General features: G+C 40.9%; 18 protein-coding genes. 4 read left to right on the plus strand and 14 right to left on the minus strand.

The genetic code is table 11. From position 1 onward, the window contains the following. Position 1: 1 nt before the first annotated feature. The 5 genes from ACLL8Z_RS05900 to ACLL8Z_RS05920 all read right to left on the minus strand — a co-directional run bounded on the left by ACLL8Z_RS05900 (position 2) and on the right by ACLL8Z_RS05920 (position 6645). Entirely contained in the window at positions 2-1387 is a 1386-nt protein-coding gene (locus ACLL8Z_RS05900; RefSeq protein WP_411273840.1) for an NAD(P)-dependent oxidoreductase, read from the minus strand. Between the two features lies 1 nt (position 1388). Next, the gene (locus ACLL8Z_RS05905; protein WP_411273841.1) at positions 1389-2255 is read right to left on the minus strand and encodes a nitrilase-related carbon-nitrogen hydrolase; all 867 of its coding nucleotides are present in this window, start codon (positions 2253-2255) and stop codon (positions 1389-1391) included. Between the two features lie 19 nt (positions 2256-2274). After that, complete coding sequence (hydA, locus tag ACLL8Z_RS05910) at positions 2275-3654, minus strand: dihydropyrimidinase (protein WP_411273842.1); 1380 nt, start codon at positions 3652-3654, stop codon at positions 2275-2277. Positions 3655-3777: 123 nt separating this feature from the next. Then, on the minus strand, positions 3778-5124 hold the full coding sequence (locus ACLL8Z_RS05915) for an aminotransferase class III-fold pyridoxal phosphate-dependent enzyme (protein ID WP_411273843.1): 1347 nt from the start codon (positions 5122-5124) through the stop codon (positions 3778-3780). A 63-nt stretch (positions 5125-5187) separates the two neighbouring features. Next, positions 5188-6645 carry a CoA-acylating methylmalonate-semialdehyde dehydrogenase gene (locus ACLL8Z_RS05920; protein ID WP_411273844.1) on the minus strand — a complete coding sequence of 486 codons (1458 nt, stop codon included), beginning with the start codon at positions 6643-6645 and terminating at the stop codon, positions 5188-5190. A gap of 302 nt (positions 6646-6947) precedes the next feature. Between ACLL8Z_RS05920 and ACLL8Z_RS05925 the strand changes: the two genes are divergently transcribed. Continuing rightward, positions 6948-7886: a type IX secretion system membrane protein PorP/SprF gene (locus ACLL8Z_RS05925; protein WP_411273845.1), complete on the plus strand. Its 939-nt coding sequence runs from the start codon at positions 6948-6950 to the stop codon at positions 7884-7886. On the opposite strand, the gene ACLL8Z_RS05930 is transcribed toward ACLL8Z_RS05925, so the two are convergent. The 5 genes from ACLL8Z_RS05930 to dcd form a co-directional block, all read right to left on the minus strand. Then, the gene (locus ACLL8Z_RS05930; RefSeq protein ID WP_411273846.1) at positions 7887-8168 is read right to left on the minus strand and encodes an ATP-dependent Clp protease adaptor ClpS; all 282 of its coding nucleotides are present in this window, start codon (positions 8166-8168) and stop codon (positions 7887-7889) included. Positions 8169-8320: 152 nt separating this feature from the next. Next, the gene (locus ACLL8Z_RS05935; RefSeq protein WP_411273847.1) at positions 8321-9196 is read right to left on the minus strand and encodes an SDR family oxidoreductase; all 876 of its coding nucleotides are present in this window, start codon (positions 9194-9196) and stop codon (positions 8321-8323) included. Further along, entirely contained in the window at positions 9196-9963 is a 768-nt protein-coding gene (locus ACLL8Z_RS05940; protein WP_411273848.1) for an enoyl-CoA hydratase/isomerase family protein, read from the minus strand. The genes ACLL8Z_RS05935 and ACLL8Z_RS05940 overlap by 1 nt, the downstream gene beginning before the upstream one ends. A gap of 3 nt (positions 9964-9966) precedes the next feature. Next, positions 9967-12678: a TonB-dependent receptor plug domain-containing protein gene (locus ACLL8Z_RS05945; RefSeq protein WP_411273849.1), complete on the minus strand. Its 2712-nt coding sequence runs from the start codon at positions 12676-12678 to the stop codon at positions 9967-9969. Between the two features lie 107 nt (positions 12679-12785). Further along, positions 12786-13322: a dCTP deaminase gene (gene dcd, locus ACLL8Z_RS05950; RefSeq protein ID WP_411273850.1), complete on the minus strand. Its 537-nt coding sequence runs from the start codon at positions 13320-13322 to the stop codon at positions 12786-12788. A 68-nt stretch (positions 13323-13390) separates the two neighbouring features. On the opposite strand from dcd, the gene ACLL8Z_RS05955 reads away from it, so the two are divergent. From ACLL8Z_RS05955 to ACLL8Z_RS05965, 3 genes are read left to right on the plus strand one after another with little or no spacing between them, the layout of a single operon-like run. Next, positions 13391-14038, plus strand: a complete 648-nt coding sequence (locus ACLL8Z_RS05955; RefSeq protein WP_411273851.1) for a 4'-phosphopantetheinyl transferase family protein — start codon at positions 13391-13393, stop codon at positions 14036-14038. Beyond that, the gene (lipB, locus tag ACLL8Z_RS05960) at positions 14025-14723 is read left to right on the plus strand and encodes a lipoyl(octanoyl) transferase LipB (protein WP_411273852.1); all 699 of its coding nucleotides are present in this window, start codon (positions 14025-14027) and stop codon (positions 14721-14723) included. Before ACLL8Z_RS05955 ends, lipB begins: the two co-directional genes overlap by 14 nt. Before the next feature lies 1 nt (position 14724). Next, positions 14725-15411, plus strand: coding sequence for an SGNH/GDSL hydrolase family protein (locus tag ACLL8Z_RS05965; protein WP_411273853.1), 687 nt, complete (start codon positions 14725-14727; stop codon positions 15409-15411). 80 nt (positions 15412-15491) lie between these two features. Here the strand turns inward: ACLL8Z_RS05965 and groL are convergent, their stop codons facing one another. The 4 genes from groL to ACLL8Z_RS05985 form a co-directional block, all read right to left on the minus strand. After that, positions 15492-17132, minus strand: a complete 1641-nt coding sequence (gene groL, locus ACLL8Z_RS05970; protein WP_411273854.1) for a chaperonin GroEL — start codon at positions 17130-17132, stop codon at positions 15492-15494. A 114-nt stretch (positions 17133-17246) separates the two neighbouring features. Beyond that, positions 17247-17540, minus strand: a complete 294-nt coding sequence (gene groES / locus ACLL8Z_RS05975; protein ID WP_340380197.1) for a co-chaperone GroES — start codon at positions 17538-17540, stop codon at positions 17247-17249. A 213-nt stretch (positions 17541-17753) separates the two neighbouring features. Beyond that, entirely contained in the window at positions 17754-18095 is a 342-nt protein-coding gene (secG, locus tag ACLL8Z_RS05980) for a preprotein translocase subunit SecG (protein WP_411273855.1), read from the minus strand. A 5-nt stretch (positions 18096-18100) separates the two neighbouring features. Continuing rightward, a partial coding sequence (locus ACLL8Z_RS05985) for a hypothetical protein (protein ID WP_411273856.1) occupies positions 18101-18991 on the minus strand: 891 nt, incomplete at its 5' end.

Below are 18991 nucleotides of genomic sequence, written 5' to 3' on the forward strand. Positions count from 1 at the left end.
GTTAAAGTTTTAGTGGATTTATTATGAGGGGCTCGTTCGGGATAGGTATGACCTTAAGAAAATTCAAAATGCCTGCTGCTGACTCCTTGCCTGCCTGTACGGCGTCCACAACTTCTTTCCCCCCATTTACACAATCGCCACCTGCGAAAATGGATGCGATGGAAGTTTCATGCTGATCGTCGACCATTATTCGTCCGCTCTTATGAATAAATTCATTTTTATCTACAAGCTCTTCGAAGGGTAATTGGCCCGTAGCCTTGATTATCATGTCAACATCCAATTGAATTGTCTGACCTGTAGGCTTTGGTGATCTACGATCTCCGGGAATAGAAGAATCCAAAGACATAAGATCGCAGATTAGACTGTTTACTTTTCCCTCAAAGCCCGTGATCTCCCTGGGTGCTGCCTGCCAAATTATTTTACAACCATCTAATTTGGCAATATTGAGCTCTGTTTCTGTACAGGGCATCTCCGCCTGGCTGCGGCGATAAACTAATGTCACTTCTTCAGCGCCAAGTCGTTTTGCCTGAGTAGCAGCGTCAATTGCGGTCATCCCCATCCCAATCACAGCCACTTTGTTTCCTACTGGAATTTTTTCAAATGGCTTGGTACGGATATCGTAAATAAAATCTATTGCATCAGCAATACCATTCAGTTCCTCACCGGGGATGCCTAGCTTTCGTGTCAATCCTACTCCCATGCCCAGGAAAACAGCATGGAAGTTTTCCTCTAAGTCGTTTAGAAAGATATCCTTTCCAAGGGTTTGCCCGTATCTAATTTCTATTCCGCCTATGGAGAGAATGTAATCTACTTCTTCCTGACAAAATTCTGGAGTCACTTTATATGCCGCAATACCGTATGTGATAAGTCCGCCGCCTTTATTTTGTTTTTCGAAAATCGTTACATCAACACCCTCCCGGGATAGAACGTGCGCACAAGATAAGCCAGCGGGCCCAGCTCCTACAATTGCTACTTTTTTACCAGTGGAAGCTTTTCGGGTAAATAGTCCCCATCTTTCTCTTATTGCTATCTCCGTCGAATATCTCTGAAGACGGGCAATTTGAATGGGTTCTTCTTCAAGAAGATTATAGACACAAGCACCTTCACAGAGCTTTTCCACTGGACATACTTTCGAGCACCCGCCGCCCATTATGTTCGAAGAGAAAATTGTATGAGCAGAGCCTTTTATATTTTCCGTGGAGATCTGTTTTATGAATTTTGGAACATCAATGCTCGTTGGGCATGATTTCATGCAAGGCGCGTCATAACAGAAAAGGCAGCGGTTAGCCTCAACAGCTGCCGCGGTATAATTTTCAAACGGAGGGTTGATATCCTGGAAATTGGAATTGTAACCCTCTTTCGAAAGCCTGCCTTCAGATATTGCCATATTAAAGTTCCGTTAACTTACCATAAGTTTCCGGTCGCCGATCGCGAAAAAACTGCCAGGTGTTCCGCACCTCTTCGATCATGTCGAGATCAAATTCTGAAACCAGAAGCTCATCTTTATCCTCTGACGCTTGTGCGAATATTTGCCCCCTCGGATCAACAAAATAGGATGTTCCGTAAAACCTCCCGAGGTTCCAGGGTTTTTCTTCGCCTACCCGATTGATGCAGCCCATAAAGTATCCGTTTGCAGCAGCATGGGCCGGTTGCTCCAGTTTCCATAAATATTGTGAGAGGCCTGCTACCGTTGCTGAAGGATTATACACTATTTCTGCTCCGTTCAGCCCCAGCACGCGCGCACCGTCAGGGAAATGTCTATCATAACAGATGTATACTCCAATCTTTGCATACGCGGTTTGAAATACGGGATATCCAAGGTTACCAGGCTTAAAGAAAAATTTTTCCCAGAAACCCGTCGTATGTGGGATGTGATTTTTTCGGTATTTGCCCAGGTAAGTGCCATCAGCATCAATAACAGCAGCGGTATTATAGAAAAACCCAGCTTGTTCTTTTTCATAAACTGGCACAATCATTACCATATTATACTTTTTTGCATATTCTGCCATGAGATCTGTAGTTGGGCCGGGTACACTTTCGGCCGAATCATACCAGGCTTTGTCTTGTCCCGGGCAAAAATAAGGGGTGTTGAAAATCTCCTGCAAACATAAGACCTGGACACCCTGCTCCCCAGCTTTCTCAATAAATGGGATGTGTTTTTTCAGCATCGAATCTTTGATCTCCTCAATTGTACCTTCACCCTCCGTCTTTGCGAGGCTCATTTGGATAAGGCCGGATTTTATCTTTCTTGGCATAATTGCAATGTTTTAGGGATTAAATGATCCCGTTTACTTTTTTACGTTTAATAAATCTTCCATTACCTTTTTTAACCAGGCAATTATTATTGTCTATCACTACTTTTCCTCTCAACAAAACGGTTTTGACTTTTCCTTTTACTTTCCAGCCTTCATAAGCAGAGTAATCTGTGTTCATATGATGTGTGTCAACAGAAATCACATGTTCTTTATCAGGATCAAAGATCAACAGATCGGCATCAGAACCAATCCCTATTGTGCCTTTCTGAGGGAACATACCAAATATTTTCGCGGCATTGGTGCTGGACACTTCCACGTATTTGTTAAGACTGATCATGCCAGAATGAACCCCCTCGGAAAATAATAGCTCCATTCTATGCTCAATGGCCGGATGTCCGTTAGGGATTTTTGAAAAATCAGCCTTGCCCATTTGTTTTTGGTTCCATGTGAACGGACAATGATCGGTTGCTACCACCTGTATCAGACCCTGATTCAACCCGGCCCATAGAGCAGCTTGATCTTTTTTCTTCCGCAGGGGAGGGCTCATCACCCACTTCGCTCCTTCAAAGTCATTTTCGTACAGAGAAGCGTCGAGTGTTAGATATTGTATACAAGTTTCTGCGAAAACTTTTTGATTCCGGAAAGTTGAATTTCGAATAGCGTCTAAGGCGCCCTGACAGGTCATGTGAACTATATAGCCAGGGCTTTTTGTATAGCCGATCATATCGGCAAACCTTGCAGATGCTTCTGATTCTGTAACTTCTGGTTGAGACAGATAATGATACAAGGGTGAAAGTTTTCCTTCTGAGCGATGTTTTGCTATCAGAAAATCGATCATATCGCCGTTGGTTGCATGAGTAGTAACTATGCCTCCCTGTTTTTTAACTTCTTCCATCAGGCCAACCATTTGCCTATCGTCCACCATCAGCGATCCTTTGTAGGCCATAAAAGTTTTGAAAGATGTGATACCTTCATTTATCATTTCTCTTATCTCCAGCCTTGTTTCTGGATTGAAATCGGTTACAGCCATATGGAAACTGTAGTCTCCCACTGCATTCCCATCCGCTCTGGATCGCCAATCTGCTAAGGCGTTTTTGAGGGAATTCCCCTGTGTTTGCAAGACGAAATCGATTACCATTGTTGTACCACCGAAAAGAGCTGCACGTGTTCCCGTTTCATAACTATCACTGGAGAAAGTTCCCATAAACGGCATGTCAAGATGAACATGAGGGTCGATACCACCGGGGAAGATCATCATTCCTGCTGCATCAATGACCTGATCGGCCTGCAGGCGCAAATCCTTTCCTATTGTATTTACGACTTCGCCATCGATGAAAATATCTGCTATATAATCTTCAGATGCGGTAATAATGCGGCCATTTTTAATGAGGACTGACAAAATTATTCTCCTTTCTTTAAATTTTCATACTCAGTGTTTTCCATTACGAACTCATGTTATTCATATCCCGGGCAAACCATTGGAATGAGAACTTAGCGATTGCGAATGGATTTATTTAATATATCAATTTAGCGAATTATCAGCAATTTTTAATGCTTCCGATATAATGGCAATTCCTTCATCGATTTCGTTCTTTGTTACAATTAGTGGGGGTGCAATAAATATGTAATTCCATCGCACGAAAGTGTACATACCTGATTCTTTTATTTTTGCAGCCACTTTATTCATGACTAACATATCTTCTCCCTGTGCATTGAATGGCGCCAAAGGCTCTTTCGTTTCCCTATTTTTTACTAATTCCAGGCACCCGAGCAAACCGGTGTTTCTCCAATCGCCAATGCTGGGATGTTTTTCCCGTAATAATACCACCTGTTCGTTTACATACCGGCCCATGGCTGCAGCGTTTTCGATCAGGTTGTCATTTTCGTAAATTTGAAGTGTAGCTAATGCCGCCGCGCAACTCACAGGATGTGCGGAATAGGTCAGCCCAATGGGGAGAACGGCATCGTCATATTTTGCAGCAATGCGGTCTGAGAGCATTAAACATCCGAGAGGAAGATATCCGCAAGTCAATCCTTTAGCCATTACAATCATGTCAGGAATAATATCGTGGTTCTGGAACCCAAACCATTTTCCCGTTCTGCCAAAGCCGCTCATAACTTCATCTGAAATTAAAAGGATGCCGTGTTCATCACAAATCCGCCTTACATGCTTCAAATAACCTTGAGGGTATTTAAGACACCCTGATGTGCCGGATTCGCTTTCCAGCAGAATGGCAGCAATATTTCCAGGTCCTTCGAACGCAATTATGCGTTCTAACTGATTTACAGACTCTTTGAGCAATTGTTCATCGCCATATTCCCACCGGTACGTCTCAGGGATATCAAAATGTACAAAGTTTGGCGCTTGCTGCGAGTCGGCTGCAAGCCTACGGGGATCTCCGCCTGCAGACATCGCTCCATAACTTGATCCATGGTAGGATTGATACCGTGCGAGAATCTTATGCCTGCCGGTGTGCAGCCGGGCCACTTTTATTGCGTTTTCAATAGAACTCGCCCCGCAGAGTGTAAAAAAAGCTTTGTTCAGATCGCCAGGGCATATTTCCGCAAGTTTTTTTCCCAACATTCCGCGTACTTCTGTAACGCAGGAGGGAGTCACATAACTTACTTCCTGCATCTGTTTCAAAACGGCATCTGTGATCCTTTGATCACCGTGGCCGATATTAACGTTCATTAAGCCAGATGAAAAATCTATATATCTCTTGCCATCATAATCATAGAGGTAAACGCCCTTGCCGTATTTAACAGCAATTGGATTTATACCTTTTTGCTTACTCCAGGAAAACAGGGTATAATCCAGGTTATCCTGAATAATTTCTCTCGTGTTACTCGCATTAATGACCTTTGACATAAAATTTTATAAAGTTTTCCTTTGCCTTTTTTATGGATGTTCTCAACTCAATATTTCATTGAATTAGCTCATCCAATTCACACCTGCCTGAGGATTCCATTTTGTAGTGGATTTTTTCAATTTAGTCCAAAACTCAATCGAACTTTTACCCGTTATATCACCTACACCAAATCGACTTTCATTCCATCCTCCAAAAGAGAAAGGTTCACGAGGCACAGGTACTCCCACATTAACACCAACCATACCAGCACTCGCATGTTCAATGACGTACCGGGCTGCGGCGCCATTTTGGGTAAATACCGATGCAGCATTTCCGTAAGGATTGTTATTCTCAATAATCAGAGCTTCCTCAAGAGTTTTGGTTCGCATAATGCTAATCACCGGCCCAAAAATCTCTTCTTTTGCTACTGACATATCCGGTGTTACATAATCAATAATTGTTGCACCTATATATGTGCCATTTTCCTTGCCCGCTACTACCTTATTTCTACCATCAACAAGAACTCTGGCTCCCATTTTCTCAGCCTGGCTTATATAATTCTCAATGCGAGCTTTCGACTCTTTGTTAATTACTGCGCCAAGATTTTCACCAGGAACCATTTTTCTCGCTTCAGCACAAAGTCTTTCGATGATATGATCCACTTCTCCAACGGCAATCATAGCTGATGCAGCCATACAACGCTGGCCGGCACATCCGCTCATTGAAGCCGTAATATTTTGGGCAGTCATGTCGGGGATGGCATCTGGTAAAACCAGTAAATGATTTTTAGCTCCCCCAAGGGCCAGACATCTTTTGAGATTCTGTGTGGCCCGCCTATAAACTATTTTTGCAACCTTGGTCGAGCCTACGAATGAAACAGCTTCGATATTCGGATGATCGCATATTGAGTCAACAATTTCGCTATTTCCGTGAACAACATTTAATACACCATCAGGCAATCCTGCTTCCTTAAGTAGTTCGGCGATGCGACCTATACTCAAGGGCACTTTTTCGGATGGTTTTATGATCATACAGTTTCCAAGGGCTATAGCATTGGGTATTGTCCAGCAAGGAACCATGCTTGGGAAATTAAAAGGAACAATCGACGCGACCACACCCAAAGGAACACGTTCCGTCCGACATTCAATTCCTCTGCTAACTTCTAATAATTCCCCGGTAACCAGCTGGGGAAGGGAGCAGGCAAACTCGGTGAGCTCAATTGATTTTTCTATTTCCGCCAGACCTTCATCCGGCGTTTTGCCATTTTCTTCTGAAACAAGATTTGCCAGCTCCTTTTTGTATTTCTCTAAAAGCGACTTAAATCTGAAGAAAACCTGTACCCGTTCTTTGATTGGCATCTTGCCCCAGGTTTTGAAAGCCGTCGTAGCAGATGAAACTGCTGTGTCAAGATCTATAGATTTTGACAGTGGAACAGTCGAAAGAAGACTTCCATCAAGCGGCGATATCACATCTAACATTTCTCTTCCGGAGTTACCAGTAAATCTTCCTTGAATAAAGTTTGTGACTGCGGGGTATTTCATAATAGGCAATTTGCGTTGAGCTGAATATTTATTAGGAGTTAAAGAATTATGAACTTACTAAAACATTTATCTATCGCCAAATTCCTGTGCAGCTGATTATTACGTCTCATAATTGCGTATTGGTATTGGATTTTCATCCCAATAATACACAGAGCAAATTAAGCCAATTTATATGATATTAAAATGTGCTTAGCCCACACTTATTTACGTAACTATTTGATTTTCCTGACGTAGAAGAATTAAAGACGGCCTATCAACTTAATAATCAGTAAAAAAGTAATTGATCTTAAAATTCATTCTAAATGTGCATTACTTCAAAATGGCTTATTTTTCTGTTTGTGGCTTCCATGTTGGTGGCCGCAGGAATAGGTTCTGCAAATGCACAGCAGAAAGCCATGTTTACACAGTATATGTTCAACGGGTTGGTCATTAATCCTGCCTATTCTGCTATTGACGAATCACTCAATGTTACCGCCCTGGCACGTCAGCAATGGGTTGGATTCAAAGGTGCGCCTAATACACAAACCTTCTCGGTTCACAGCCCCATAAAATCCTCAAATACCTCAATGGGTTTGATTTTAATGCGCGATCAAATAGGTGAGGTGATCAGCGAAAACGGTGCATTTGCTACCCTAGCTCATCGCGTTCAACTACAGGAAGGGACTTATCTGGCACTGGGAGTCAATGGTGGAATTAGTAAATATGTAGGTGAGTATAGCTTAACTGGAAGTGCCACAGCATCATCGGATCCGGTATTTGCAGATCAGAGCTCAATGCGTGGGAATTTCGGTGCAGGACTGATGTTATTCTCTGAAAAATTTTATGCAGGGATTTCCTCACCTTTTTTCTATTACCGGGATCTGGGCGGAGATTCACCTTCGGAGACAGCATATAAACCACATTATATAATGCAGGGTGGATATCTAGCTAATCTGGGGCCAGATATAAAGTTCAAACCTAATGTTTTGGTAAAGTATGTTAGCGGATCGCCTGTTCAATTAGATGTAAACGCTAATTTTTTGCTTAAGGAAACGCTTTGGCTTGGCGGATCTCTTAGGTCAATGGATTCATTCGATATAATTGCAGAGTTGCAGGTGACACCTAACATTCAGCTTGGCTATTCTTATGACTTCACTACCTCGAAACTTGCCGGAGTTGAAAAGGGGTCACATGAAATTGTATTGAACTTCAGATTCGCTACCAAGGCAAGTCAAAGTGCTCTAGCACGTTGCTATTTTTGATTATTCAACACTAACAGTAAGGCCTTCCTGCTGAAGTATTTTACGGTATACTTCGACTTCCGTATACGAACCCTCCAAAATAATGCACTTACCATCATTATGTACTGTCAACGCAATTCGTTCAGCTTGTTTATCTGTATAATCAAGGTATTTCACAAGGCAATGGATGACGTGCTCGAAAGTGTTCGTATCATCGTTCCAAAGAATAAGGCGGTGGCTGACTTTTAGCGCAGATAATACTTCTTCAAGTGTCAGAGTTTCTTCCTGTACCTGTGTTCCCATCTTACAAAAATACGGATTGGATACTGATTTCAATGATAAATTAAAGATTGGCTTTAACTTCAATGATGTTACCTATCCATACCGCTCTGCTGTATCCAACTATATTTTCCCATTGGGTTCCGGAGGAGAAGTTTACTCTTTTTAGTTCCATTTTAGCTACCTTTTGCAGAACGGGTCATTGTTTCAAGCATATCCCACATTTCAGGTGTAATTGCCTCAAGTCCGTTAAATTGTCCGGCACCCTGAAGCCATTCACCGCCATCAATAGTGATAATTTCCCCATTAATATATCCTGAAAAATCAGACATCATAAATGCAGCAAGGTTTGCCAGTTCCTGGTATTCTCCGACACGCTTCAAAGGCACCCTGTTTTTGAAATCAAATTTTTTAGCCATATCTCCGGGAAGCAGTCTGTCCCAAGCGCCTTTGGTAGGAAATGGGCCCGGGGCAATTGCATTGGTTCGGATTCCGTACTTGCCCCATTCAGCTGCCAAAGAACGTGTCATAGCCAATACCCCCCCTTTAGCACATGCAGAAGGGACAACATAACCGGAACCCGTGAAGGCATAAGTAGTGACAATGTTCAATATTGTTCCGGCTTGTTTTTCTTTTATCCAATGCTTTCCAAGAGTCATTGTACAGTTTGCGGTCCCTTTCAATACAATGTCGATTATTGTAGAAAAGGCGTTTGTGGAAAGCCTTTCGGTGGGAGAAATAAAATTCCCTGCAGCATTGTTCAATAAGCCGTTAACTTGTCCAAATGCTGTGATTGATGCTTTTAATACCGCTTCGATTTCTTCAGGATTTCTTACATCACATTGTAAGGGCAGTACTTTTCCTCCAGTTTCGGCTTCCATTTCTGAAGCTGACTTCGTTAGTACATCGAGTTTGCGACTCGTAATAACCACATTTGCTCCAATTTTGAGGAAATAGGTGCTCATTGCACGCCCCAGTCCGGTACCTCCTCCAGTTACAATAATAGTTTTTCCAGATAGAGCATCCTCTCTTAACATTGGTTGATTATACATCAGGACGATTTTTGCTGTAAGTTTTGTATGATTGTTCTTAAAATTGAACGGGTACTAGTCGACCACCATTGTTTCAGCATAATTTCAAGCATTTCGGTTTGGTCGGCATTTACTTTTTCAAGTAGTTCTGCCCGCAAATTAATTTTGCTTTGCTGCCATGTTGTAGAATCCATCTGAATATACTTCTTGATCTGCCGCTCAGCAGCATGCAAAATACTTTCCGATTTGACCAGTTCATCAACAAGACCTGAAGCCAATGCCTCTATTGTATTCATTAATTTACCCTCAAGTAAATATCGATACGCTTTTGCATTCCCAAGCCAGAAAGAATACAGGTGGAAAATGCCTTGAGGAACAATTATTCCGACCGGGACTTCATTGAGACCGATTATAAACTTTCCTTCGGCCATTACGCGGTAGTCGGCGCATAGAGCCAGAACACAGCCGCCCGCTGGACTGTGACCACTGATGGCTGTAACCATCGGTTTCGGGAAGGCAACCATAACCGAAACTAAATTCAGGAAGTCAATCCAAAACTTTCTGATACTTGATTCATCATAATCATAGAGTTCAATGAGGTCCAAACCGGCCGAAAAGAAACCTTCTTTACCTGTAATAATTAATCCAGCAATATTATCATCTTTCCCGATATTCTGTATCATTTGTTTCAGCTCCGAAACCATTTCGGCGTTTATGGCATTTGATCGACCTCTGTCGAGCTGGAGGACTGCCACTTTATCTTTTATGTTGACTTGAATAGTGTTCATTGTCTATTTAACGCTGTACCTGAAAATTTGTCTCCCGATCTTTCCGTTGATGTCTATGCCCTCAACTATGGCTTTATAGTTTCCTGTACCGTCGCCGTTGTAAAATTCAACACTTGCTTTGCCTGTAGAATCGCTAACTACATTAGGGTTCCAATAAATAGTTGTCCTTAGATCTGCCATCTTTGAATTTATTTTAGGGTCCGCATAATTTGGAGAATAAAACTCGCGTGCTTTATACAAGCCTTTGGGATTATAACTAATAATCCCCGGCGCAAAGCTCCTGTAATCCCGGCTGACCTCCCCTCGCTTGGTGTTAATTACGAGGACACCACCACCGCCGCGCATTCCATAAATAGCGGTATTAGCTCCGCTTTTTAAAATCTCTATACTTTCTACATCCTGTGGATTAATTGAAGAAATAAATTCCGGTTCTACCATCATTCCATCAATAACAATTTGCATAGGCACAGGTCCCCCGAAAGAACTGCCCATGCTTCTTGATGAATAAACTATTCCGTTACTCACAATTATGCCTGCTATTCTTCCCTGCAGACATTGCGAAATGAAGGCACAATTTTGAAGATCTTCACTTTTTATAATTGCGTCTGCATTTCCAGCACCATTTAGATTAGAGGAATATTTAAGGATCGGTTTTTTCTCTGTTACCTTAACTTCGCTTAACATAATGTTCCTTCCTATCACTCCATAACGACGCAATTCATCGAATTGATTTTTACTATTTTGAAGATATGGGAGTATAGACCGGTTCACGTTAACTTCAAGCATTGCTTCATTTTTGTTCTTTGTTACAAGCTGAGTTGGGATTCTGTTTAGTTGAATTTCTACATTTTTGCGATCTTTTTCATTCCTTGCCTGGACTATAAATTTAGTGCTGTCGCTGAAGTTCAAATCCTGGAACTTGAATTCGCCATTGACGTCTGTAATAGTATCAATCAGAAAGACATCGCCTGCGGAGGAGAATAATGTTACTTTACCTCCCACGACTGGCTTGCCGTTTGAAGCCTTTACACGCCCGCTAATTTCCATGTTAGTCTCAGGCTGGTACGCCAGATTAGGGAATGAGTTTGAAAGGATATTTTTCCATTCAAAGCGTCGCCATCCCTGGGTTAGCAAGAGTATATCTAACTGCCTGATTTTATCCTCATTGATTTCAGTAAAATAATAGTTTGGTTCTTCAATAAAACCCTTCAAGTCAGAGCTTAGTAATAGGTTGGATATTATTGTGGTTTCTGCTGATTCCTTAAAGGGCACTTTTGTCTCGTCTATGACTGAAACTGAAAAACTTCCGACAGTAGGTTTATCTTTTGAATCTTTTGCATCCAGCATTAGACTGACATTTTCCCGTTTGTCGAATACTATCTTCGTAGTGCTTAAATTGATTTTTAAAAAATCGGAGTGATTAATAAATACGAGTCGTTCCGCAACTGGCTCATTTGTCGGGGAGAAAAGAGTTAGTTGTAATATTCCGGTTGGAAAACGGCTTTTAGGGATCTCAGCTGTAAACGATTGGCCCTGTAGTTTGTTCTTCGCAACAAAATTAATAAGGCCATTGGTTTGAGCGACAAGAGTAAATTTGGCGTCAGGTTGACTATTTTCCGAGGTTATTATGTTAACAATAAGTTTATCCGGGTTGGTGTTTGTAATACTTAACACATAACCCCGGGGGAGCACACGTGGAAGAGGGAATTTTTTTTCTGACCCATCTTCAAATATTATATGCACAGTATAGATTTCGTCAGTGAGGGGATTTAATCGGAAATGACCCATTCCAGCATGTTCCGATTTAAATTCGGTTAATTTGTTATTTCCTTTGTCGGTGATATAACCGGAAACTGTCATCCCAAGTCCGTCGGCGCCAACTGCCTTAAATCCTACCCTGGACCGGATGCCGTTTACGAGCTCGCCGCTTTCCGGGAAAAACTTCACATCTGCCTGACTTGAAGTAGACTTAACAGGAAAACTCTTGGATACTGCAGTTTTTTCGTCGAGCCTTATACTCGTAAGTATTTTCCCTGATTTTAAAATGAAAGGTTGATTATTTGTAAAGTTTATCTGGACATTACCCCTGGAATCTGTTATCCCTTTTCCTTTGGCAATATCTCTAAAATCCAAATTAACATTATAGTTTACCTCTTTACTAGAAAGGGGATTACCTTCCATGTCAGTGTACTGAATATTCGCGACAACCCTTTCTGAATTGCCGGTTTTGCTGAATGTATAGTTAACATTGGTCAGGATCGCGTTTGATATAGAATTTCCAACAGTAAATGTCTTGTCAAAAAAATACTCCTCGCCAAAATTCCGCATCCAGGTTGTATAAGCCCGGATACGATAATTGCCTTCCTTCAAGGAATCGGTCAGCGTGAAATCTCCCGAGGCGAGACCTAAGTTTAATGGTAACTTCAGGGATTGTTTAATGGAATCTTTATCGTTTATCAGATCAACATATAGAATTTTACTGAGTGCCGACAGCTCGTTTATTTCGGCATTTACAACATAAGCTTTAAACCAGATATTATCCCCTATTGCATAATACGGCTTATCCATGTGGAGGTGAACTTTCTCCTGAGGATAATCAGTCCGATATTTTTCAATCTGAGAAATTATCTTTTTGAGAGGCTCATCTTCCTGAATAAAGCCAAATGTTATTACTAGGAATATAATTGGAAATAATATCAGCAGGCGCCTGTTCATTGGAGTTTTTTTTCGCAGGTTCGGGAACCGCATGAATGAGATCACTCAATTTACGAAAAAATTGAGTGATTACATCCGGTATAGCTTATTTTTTACGAAGACTTTCCTTAAAAGGAATTCTTCCACATCATACTTTCTACCGGTTTTGTAGTCTTATTATTGTATTTCGCATTGCCTTTGGTGTTGTACATTGTTTCAATTTCCCCCTCAACAACAAAGTAAATTAGTTGGCCAATAGGCATGCCTGCATAAATTTTTACTGGCTGAGCACAGGATATTTCTAAAGTCCAGGTATTGCAAAATCCGACATCACCCTTCCCAGCAGTTGCGTGAATATCTATTCCAAGCCTTCCTGTACTAGATTTACCCTCCAGAAAAGGAACATGCTTATGGGTTTCTGTATATTCTAGTGTAACACCCAGGTAAAGTGTGTTAGGTTGCAAAACGAAACCTTCTTTTGAAATCTCAAAATGGTCAATTTCATTATGAGCTTTTGCATCAAGCACCCTGTTTTTGTATGTGGCTAGATATTTGCCGAGATGTACGTCATAGGAATTTGTTCCAAGACAGTCTTTATTAAAGGGCTCGATAATAATATTTCCTTTGTCGATTTCTTCAAGGATTAGTTTGTCGGAAAGTATCATAAATATTTCAGATTTAGCCTAAATTATGATTAATTTGAGATAGTTTTACAGGTATTTTATTTTTTAAAATGTCGCTTGTTTATCATAAAGAATTAGACCCAGGAACATCGTTTGCTATTTGGAAAATTGAAGAAAGTGCAGAGGATTTGATGGCTCAACTGCAGCTAAAACATCATGAGATTTCCTATTTGGATACGCTAGTTAATGGCAAGAGAAATCTGCATTGGCTCAGCACCCGGGTCCTCCTTCGGAGAATGATGAATACAGATGAGTATATAGACTGCCGGGTTGATTTAAGTGGCAAGCCCTACCTAACTAATTTTCCCCACTTTATTTCCCTGAGCCACTCTTTTGACTATGCTGCCGTCATGGTCAGTAAAACCAAGGCAGTGGGTATTGACATTGAACTAATTAAAGATAAGATAGAACGAATAGCTCATAAGTTTCTGAGTCAGCAGGAACTGGATTTCATATCGGCAGACCGTATTGAACATTTGTATGTCTGCTGGTGCGCAAAAGAGGCTATTTATAAATTACACGGGAAGAAAAATATCAGCTTTCTTGATCACATCAGGATACAACCGTTTATATATTCATGTAAAGGATCATTTCAGGCAAGTCTTGATATTGGTAAATTGATCAAAGGCTATACAGTAAATTACGACAAATTTGAAGGATATATGATTGGTTATGTTGCCGACAATGATCAAGAATAAACAGGTAATATTTCAGGATTGGGGTCTTCTTGACTATGAGGCTGCTTGGGAAAAGCAGGAAATGATTTTTTCTGCGACGGTAAATACTAAAGTCGCTAATAGGACTAATAATTCCGAGAACCCGGTACCAAACCACCTTATCCTTGTTGAGCATCCCCACGTTTTTACGCTCGGGAAAAGTGGAGAGGCTAAAAATTTACTCCTGGACGAAGAGGGGTTGAAAGAAAAACAGGCCAGTTTTTACAAAATTAACAGAGGGGGGGATATTACTTATCATGGTCCGGGGCAAATCGTAGGTTACCCAATACTTGACCTGGATAATTTTTTTACGGATATTCATCTCTATCTCCGGACATTAGAGCAAGCTGTGATCGATACACTTACAGAATATGAGATTGAGAGTGGTCGTTATCCGGGGTACACTGGTGTGTGGCTTGACGCAGATAATGAGAAGGCACGAAAGATATGCGCACTTGGTGTCAGGTGCAGCCGTTGGGTCACCATGCATGGATTTGCGTTTAACGTAAATACTGACCTGAACTATTTCGACAATATTATTCCGTGCGGTATTGATGATAAAGCTGTAACTTCAATGAAGAAGGAGCTGGAAATGGAGGTGGATTTAGAACAAGTCAAGAAAGCACTTGTTAGAAATATTGTCCGGTTGTTTGAAATGCAATTGTAGAATGAATTTCCTATTAGGCTTATTTATGATTTTGTCCGTATCATCCTGCCGGAAGCAGGTGGACGCTTCAGGCGGAGAGCACCTTGGAATGAAAACATTTCTGGCTCTGGGAGATTCATACACTTCAGGCGAGGCAGTGATTCAGAGTGAATCTTTCCCTTTTCAACTGGCGGATAAATTACGGGCAGAGGGTTTTAAAGTGGAGAATCCACATGTAATAGCAAGCACTGGATGGACCACAATAAATTTGTTAGCGGCGCTGAAAAACGAACCCCTGAAAGAAAAATATGACTTTGTTACTGTGCTTATCGGTGTTAATAACCAATATGTAAAAAGCTCACTTAATGAATACAGAACACACTTTGTCGAAATCTTGAATAAGGCAATAAGCCATTCGAGAGGGGGGAGGGCTACAGTTTATGTATTGTCTATTCCAGACTGGACGGTTACACCCTTTGGGAAACTTAAAGACACAAAGCTGGAGTCAGCATCTGTTGATATTTACAACAAGGTAAATAGAGAAGAATCAAAGAATGCAAATGTCCATTACGTAGAAATAACTGCTGCATCAAGAATCGCAGATACCGATGACAGCTATACTTCAACAGACGGGCTTCATCCTTCCTATAAAATGTACAAGGATTGGGCAGACAAATTGTATCCCCTTATAAAAAAAGAGTTGAATTAGTGTCGTTGAAAACGGAAGTCGGTTACAAAAAAAGGTCCTTTCGATTACGAAAAGACCTTTTATTATACGATGGGGAATGATTACATCATTCCACCCATACCACCACCACCCATTGGAGGCATATGACCACCACCAGAATTTTCTTCAGGCTCATCAGCTAAAACTACTTCAGTAGTTAACAGCATTGCTGCTATTGAAGCGGCATTTTCCAAAGCTACACGACCCACTTTAGTAGGATCAATAACTCCAGCGCCAATTAGGTTCTCATACACATCAGTACGTGCATTATAACCAAAATCACCTGTTCCTTCTTTAACTTTTTGAACGACAATAGAACCCTCAATACCTGCATTTTCACAGATCTGACGTAATGGTTCTTCGATAGCACGTTTGATAATAGCAATACCCGTGTTTTCATCTTCATTTAATCCTTTAAGATCTGCCAAAGCTTCAACTGCACGGATAAATGCAACACCACCACCTGCTACAATACCTTCTTCTACAGCCGCACGGGTTGCATGTAATGCATCATCAACACGGTCTTTCTTTTCCTTCATTTCAACTTCAGTTGCTGCACCAACATATAGTACTGCAACACCACCTGAAAGCTTGGCTAAACGTTCCTGTAATTTTTCCTTATCATAATCAGACGTTGTTGTTTCAACCTGAGCTTTGATCTGGTTTACGCGTGCTTTTATATCTTCTGACTTACCTGCACCGTTAATAACAATAGTATTGTCTTTATCAACAACAACTTTCTCAGCCGTTCCTAAATATGTAAGATCAGCGTTTTCAAGTTTGTATCCTCTTTCTTCAGAAATTACCGTACCACCAGTTAAAATAGCGATATCTTCAAGCATAGCTTTACGACGATCTCCAAAACCAGGGGCTTTGACAGCTGCAACTTTCAAAGATCCGCGAATCTTATTCACCACAAGAGTCGCCAATGCTTCTCCATCAAGATCTTCTGCAATTATCAAAAGTGGTTTTCCAGTTTGAACTTGTTTTTCAAGTACTGGAAGCAGTTCTTTCATTGATGAAATCTTCTTATCATAAATTAGAATGTAAGGATTTTCTAACTCAACCTCCATTTTGTCAGCATTAGTAACAAAGTACGGAGACAAGTAACCACGGTCAAACTGCATTCCTTCAACTGTTTTCATTTCAGTTTCAGTTCCTTTTGCTTCTTCAACAGTAATAACACCATCCTTACCAACCTTTGCCATTGCATCAGCAATCAAGGTTCCAATAACCTCATCATTATTTGCTGAGATGGAAGCTACTTGTTTGATTTTGTTATTGTCTTCTCCAACTGATTGTGACTGACTTTTAAGGTTTGCAACGACAGCTGAAACAGCTTTGTCGATACCACGCTTAAGATCCATTGGATTTGCTCCAGCTGCAACGTTTTTTATACCTGCAGTTACAATAGCCTGAGCTAAGACAGTTGCAGTGGTGGTTCCGTCACCTGCTATATCAGCAGTTTTAGAAGCAACTTCCTTGACCATTTGAGCACCCATGTTTTCAAGGGGGTCTTTCAATTCTATCTCCTTTGCAACGGTAACACCATCCTTAGTGATAGAAGGAGAGCCGAATTTTTTATCGATAATTACATTCCGGCCTTTTGGTCCCAAAGTTACTTTAACAGCATTAGCCAGAATATCCACGCCTCTTTTCAGAGCATCACGTGCTTCAACATTGTATTTAACTTGTTTTGACATTTTTAAAGAGTTTTGAGGTTGGAGTTAGTAATTGAACTAAGTTAATAAACTGACTCCTTGGTTTTAATGTTATTTAAACTGGGTTTTCATTTCTGAGGGTACACCTCGCCATGACTATAAAGTTGCAAAAATATCGGCCTCACGCATGATAAGATATTCTTTTCCCTCATGAGTGATCTCTGTACCGGCGTATTTACCATATAAAACAACGTCTCCAACCTTGTAAGGCATAGGGATTAAATTTCCGGTTTGCTCTGCATATTTGCCAGGACCAACAGCTACTACTGTTCCCTTTTGTGGTTTCTCTTTGGCAGTATCAGGGATATAGAGTCCTGAGGCTGTCTTCTCTTCAGCAGCAGCAGCTTCTATAACTACCCGGTCTGCGCTAGGTTTAATATTTAATGCCATATTTTATTATGTATTTAATTAGTTGAATTTTACGTCTCTTAGCAGTCACTTATTATGCCAAATACCCTAGCAAACAAATTCTTGTCAAAATTGCATTCTTTAACAATGTTGACTCATTTAATTCGGAGGTTACGGTGTCATGCTGTCAGTTGAATGTCAGCTTTGGATAAAAAAATGGCCCTCCGTAAGAGGGCCTCTTTAAAAGATTTCATTTTATTTTTTCGTCGTATCTGCCGGTGCGGTAGGCAGTGTCATATTTGAAGGCGCCGGCGCTGTAACTGGCTTATTGATCATCTCCTGGAGTTCCCTTCCTTCCTGAGTGACTGCTCCTCCCTTATCAACAACAACGTTAATCATAAGCGCTAATACCATTAAGCTGACAGCCAGAACCCATGTTCCTTTTTCGAGGAAGTCACCGGTACGTTGCACACCCATAATATTATTCGATCCTGCAAATCCTGAAGAGAGGCCTCCGCCTTTGGGATTTTGTATCAGCACAATTAATACCAACAAGACGCAAACTATAATTGCAAGAACAACTATTGTATATAACATATTATTTAATTTATTTTCTTTTCTAATTCCCGAATTTGGTCGGCAAAGTACGTGCTTTTTTCCGGGAATTTCAAACTTAATTTTTTGTAAGTCTCAACTGCTTTGAAGAATAGCATTTGGTCAGTGTAGATATGGGCTAAAGTTTCTGAAACAAGGTCATTTGGATCTTCTGCACTTTTTCGTGCTTTATTCTCATTATCAAGTTTATCAGACTTAGGAGGCTTTATCTGCGGTTCATCCCGAATGAATTTTTCTACGATAAAATCTTCTTTACGCTTAACTTGAAAGGGAACAGTTTTAGGTGCATTTTCTAGTTCATCAACAGGTGATTGAAGATGAAAAATATTTTCAATTATTTGCGTGCTCAACTCGTCTACCGTATTGCGCTTGATGTTTTGGCTGGTATCAAGTTGAAAACTTACGTAAGGTTGATAACTGTCGGCATGTTCTTTCCGCGTCTTACTCAGCCACCACAAGAAAGAGTAAGGCATTTTATCATCATCGTACCTTGAAACTTTCTGCTGATCATCTAACGCAGCGTGGTGCGTAATATTTTCGGCAATATCCCGCTCTGGCGTAAAAACATTTTCCGTTATGTCTGGTGTAGTAACTAAACCCGCATCTTGTGTTAAGAAATCAGCAGAAGAAATATTTTCTGTTGTGTGCAAGTGTAAATCGTCCTGTTCAACTATAACTTTTACAGGTTCGGATTCAGAATCGATATTTCCGATCTCATTTTCACCGCTGTCATCATCTATTGTTCCTTCAAAAGACTTTTCCGCTATTTTTTCTTTAGAAGCATGACTTAGGTCCTGGGCGGCTTCTTCAATTTCTTCAAAAATTTCTATCTGCTCTTCTTCTATGAGGACGTGTTCGTCAATTGTCGTTTCCCCTCC

Origin of the sequence: Daejeonella sp. (genome assembly GCF_046590655.1) — a bacterium.
Taxonomy (GTDB): Bacteria; Bacteroidota; Bacteroidia; order Sphingobacteriales; family Sphingobacteriaceae; genus Daejeonella.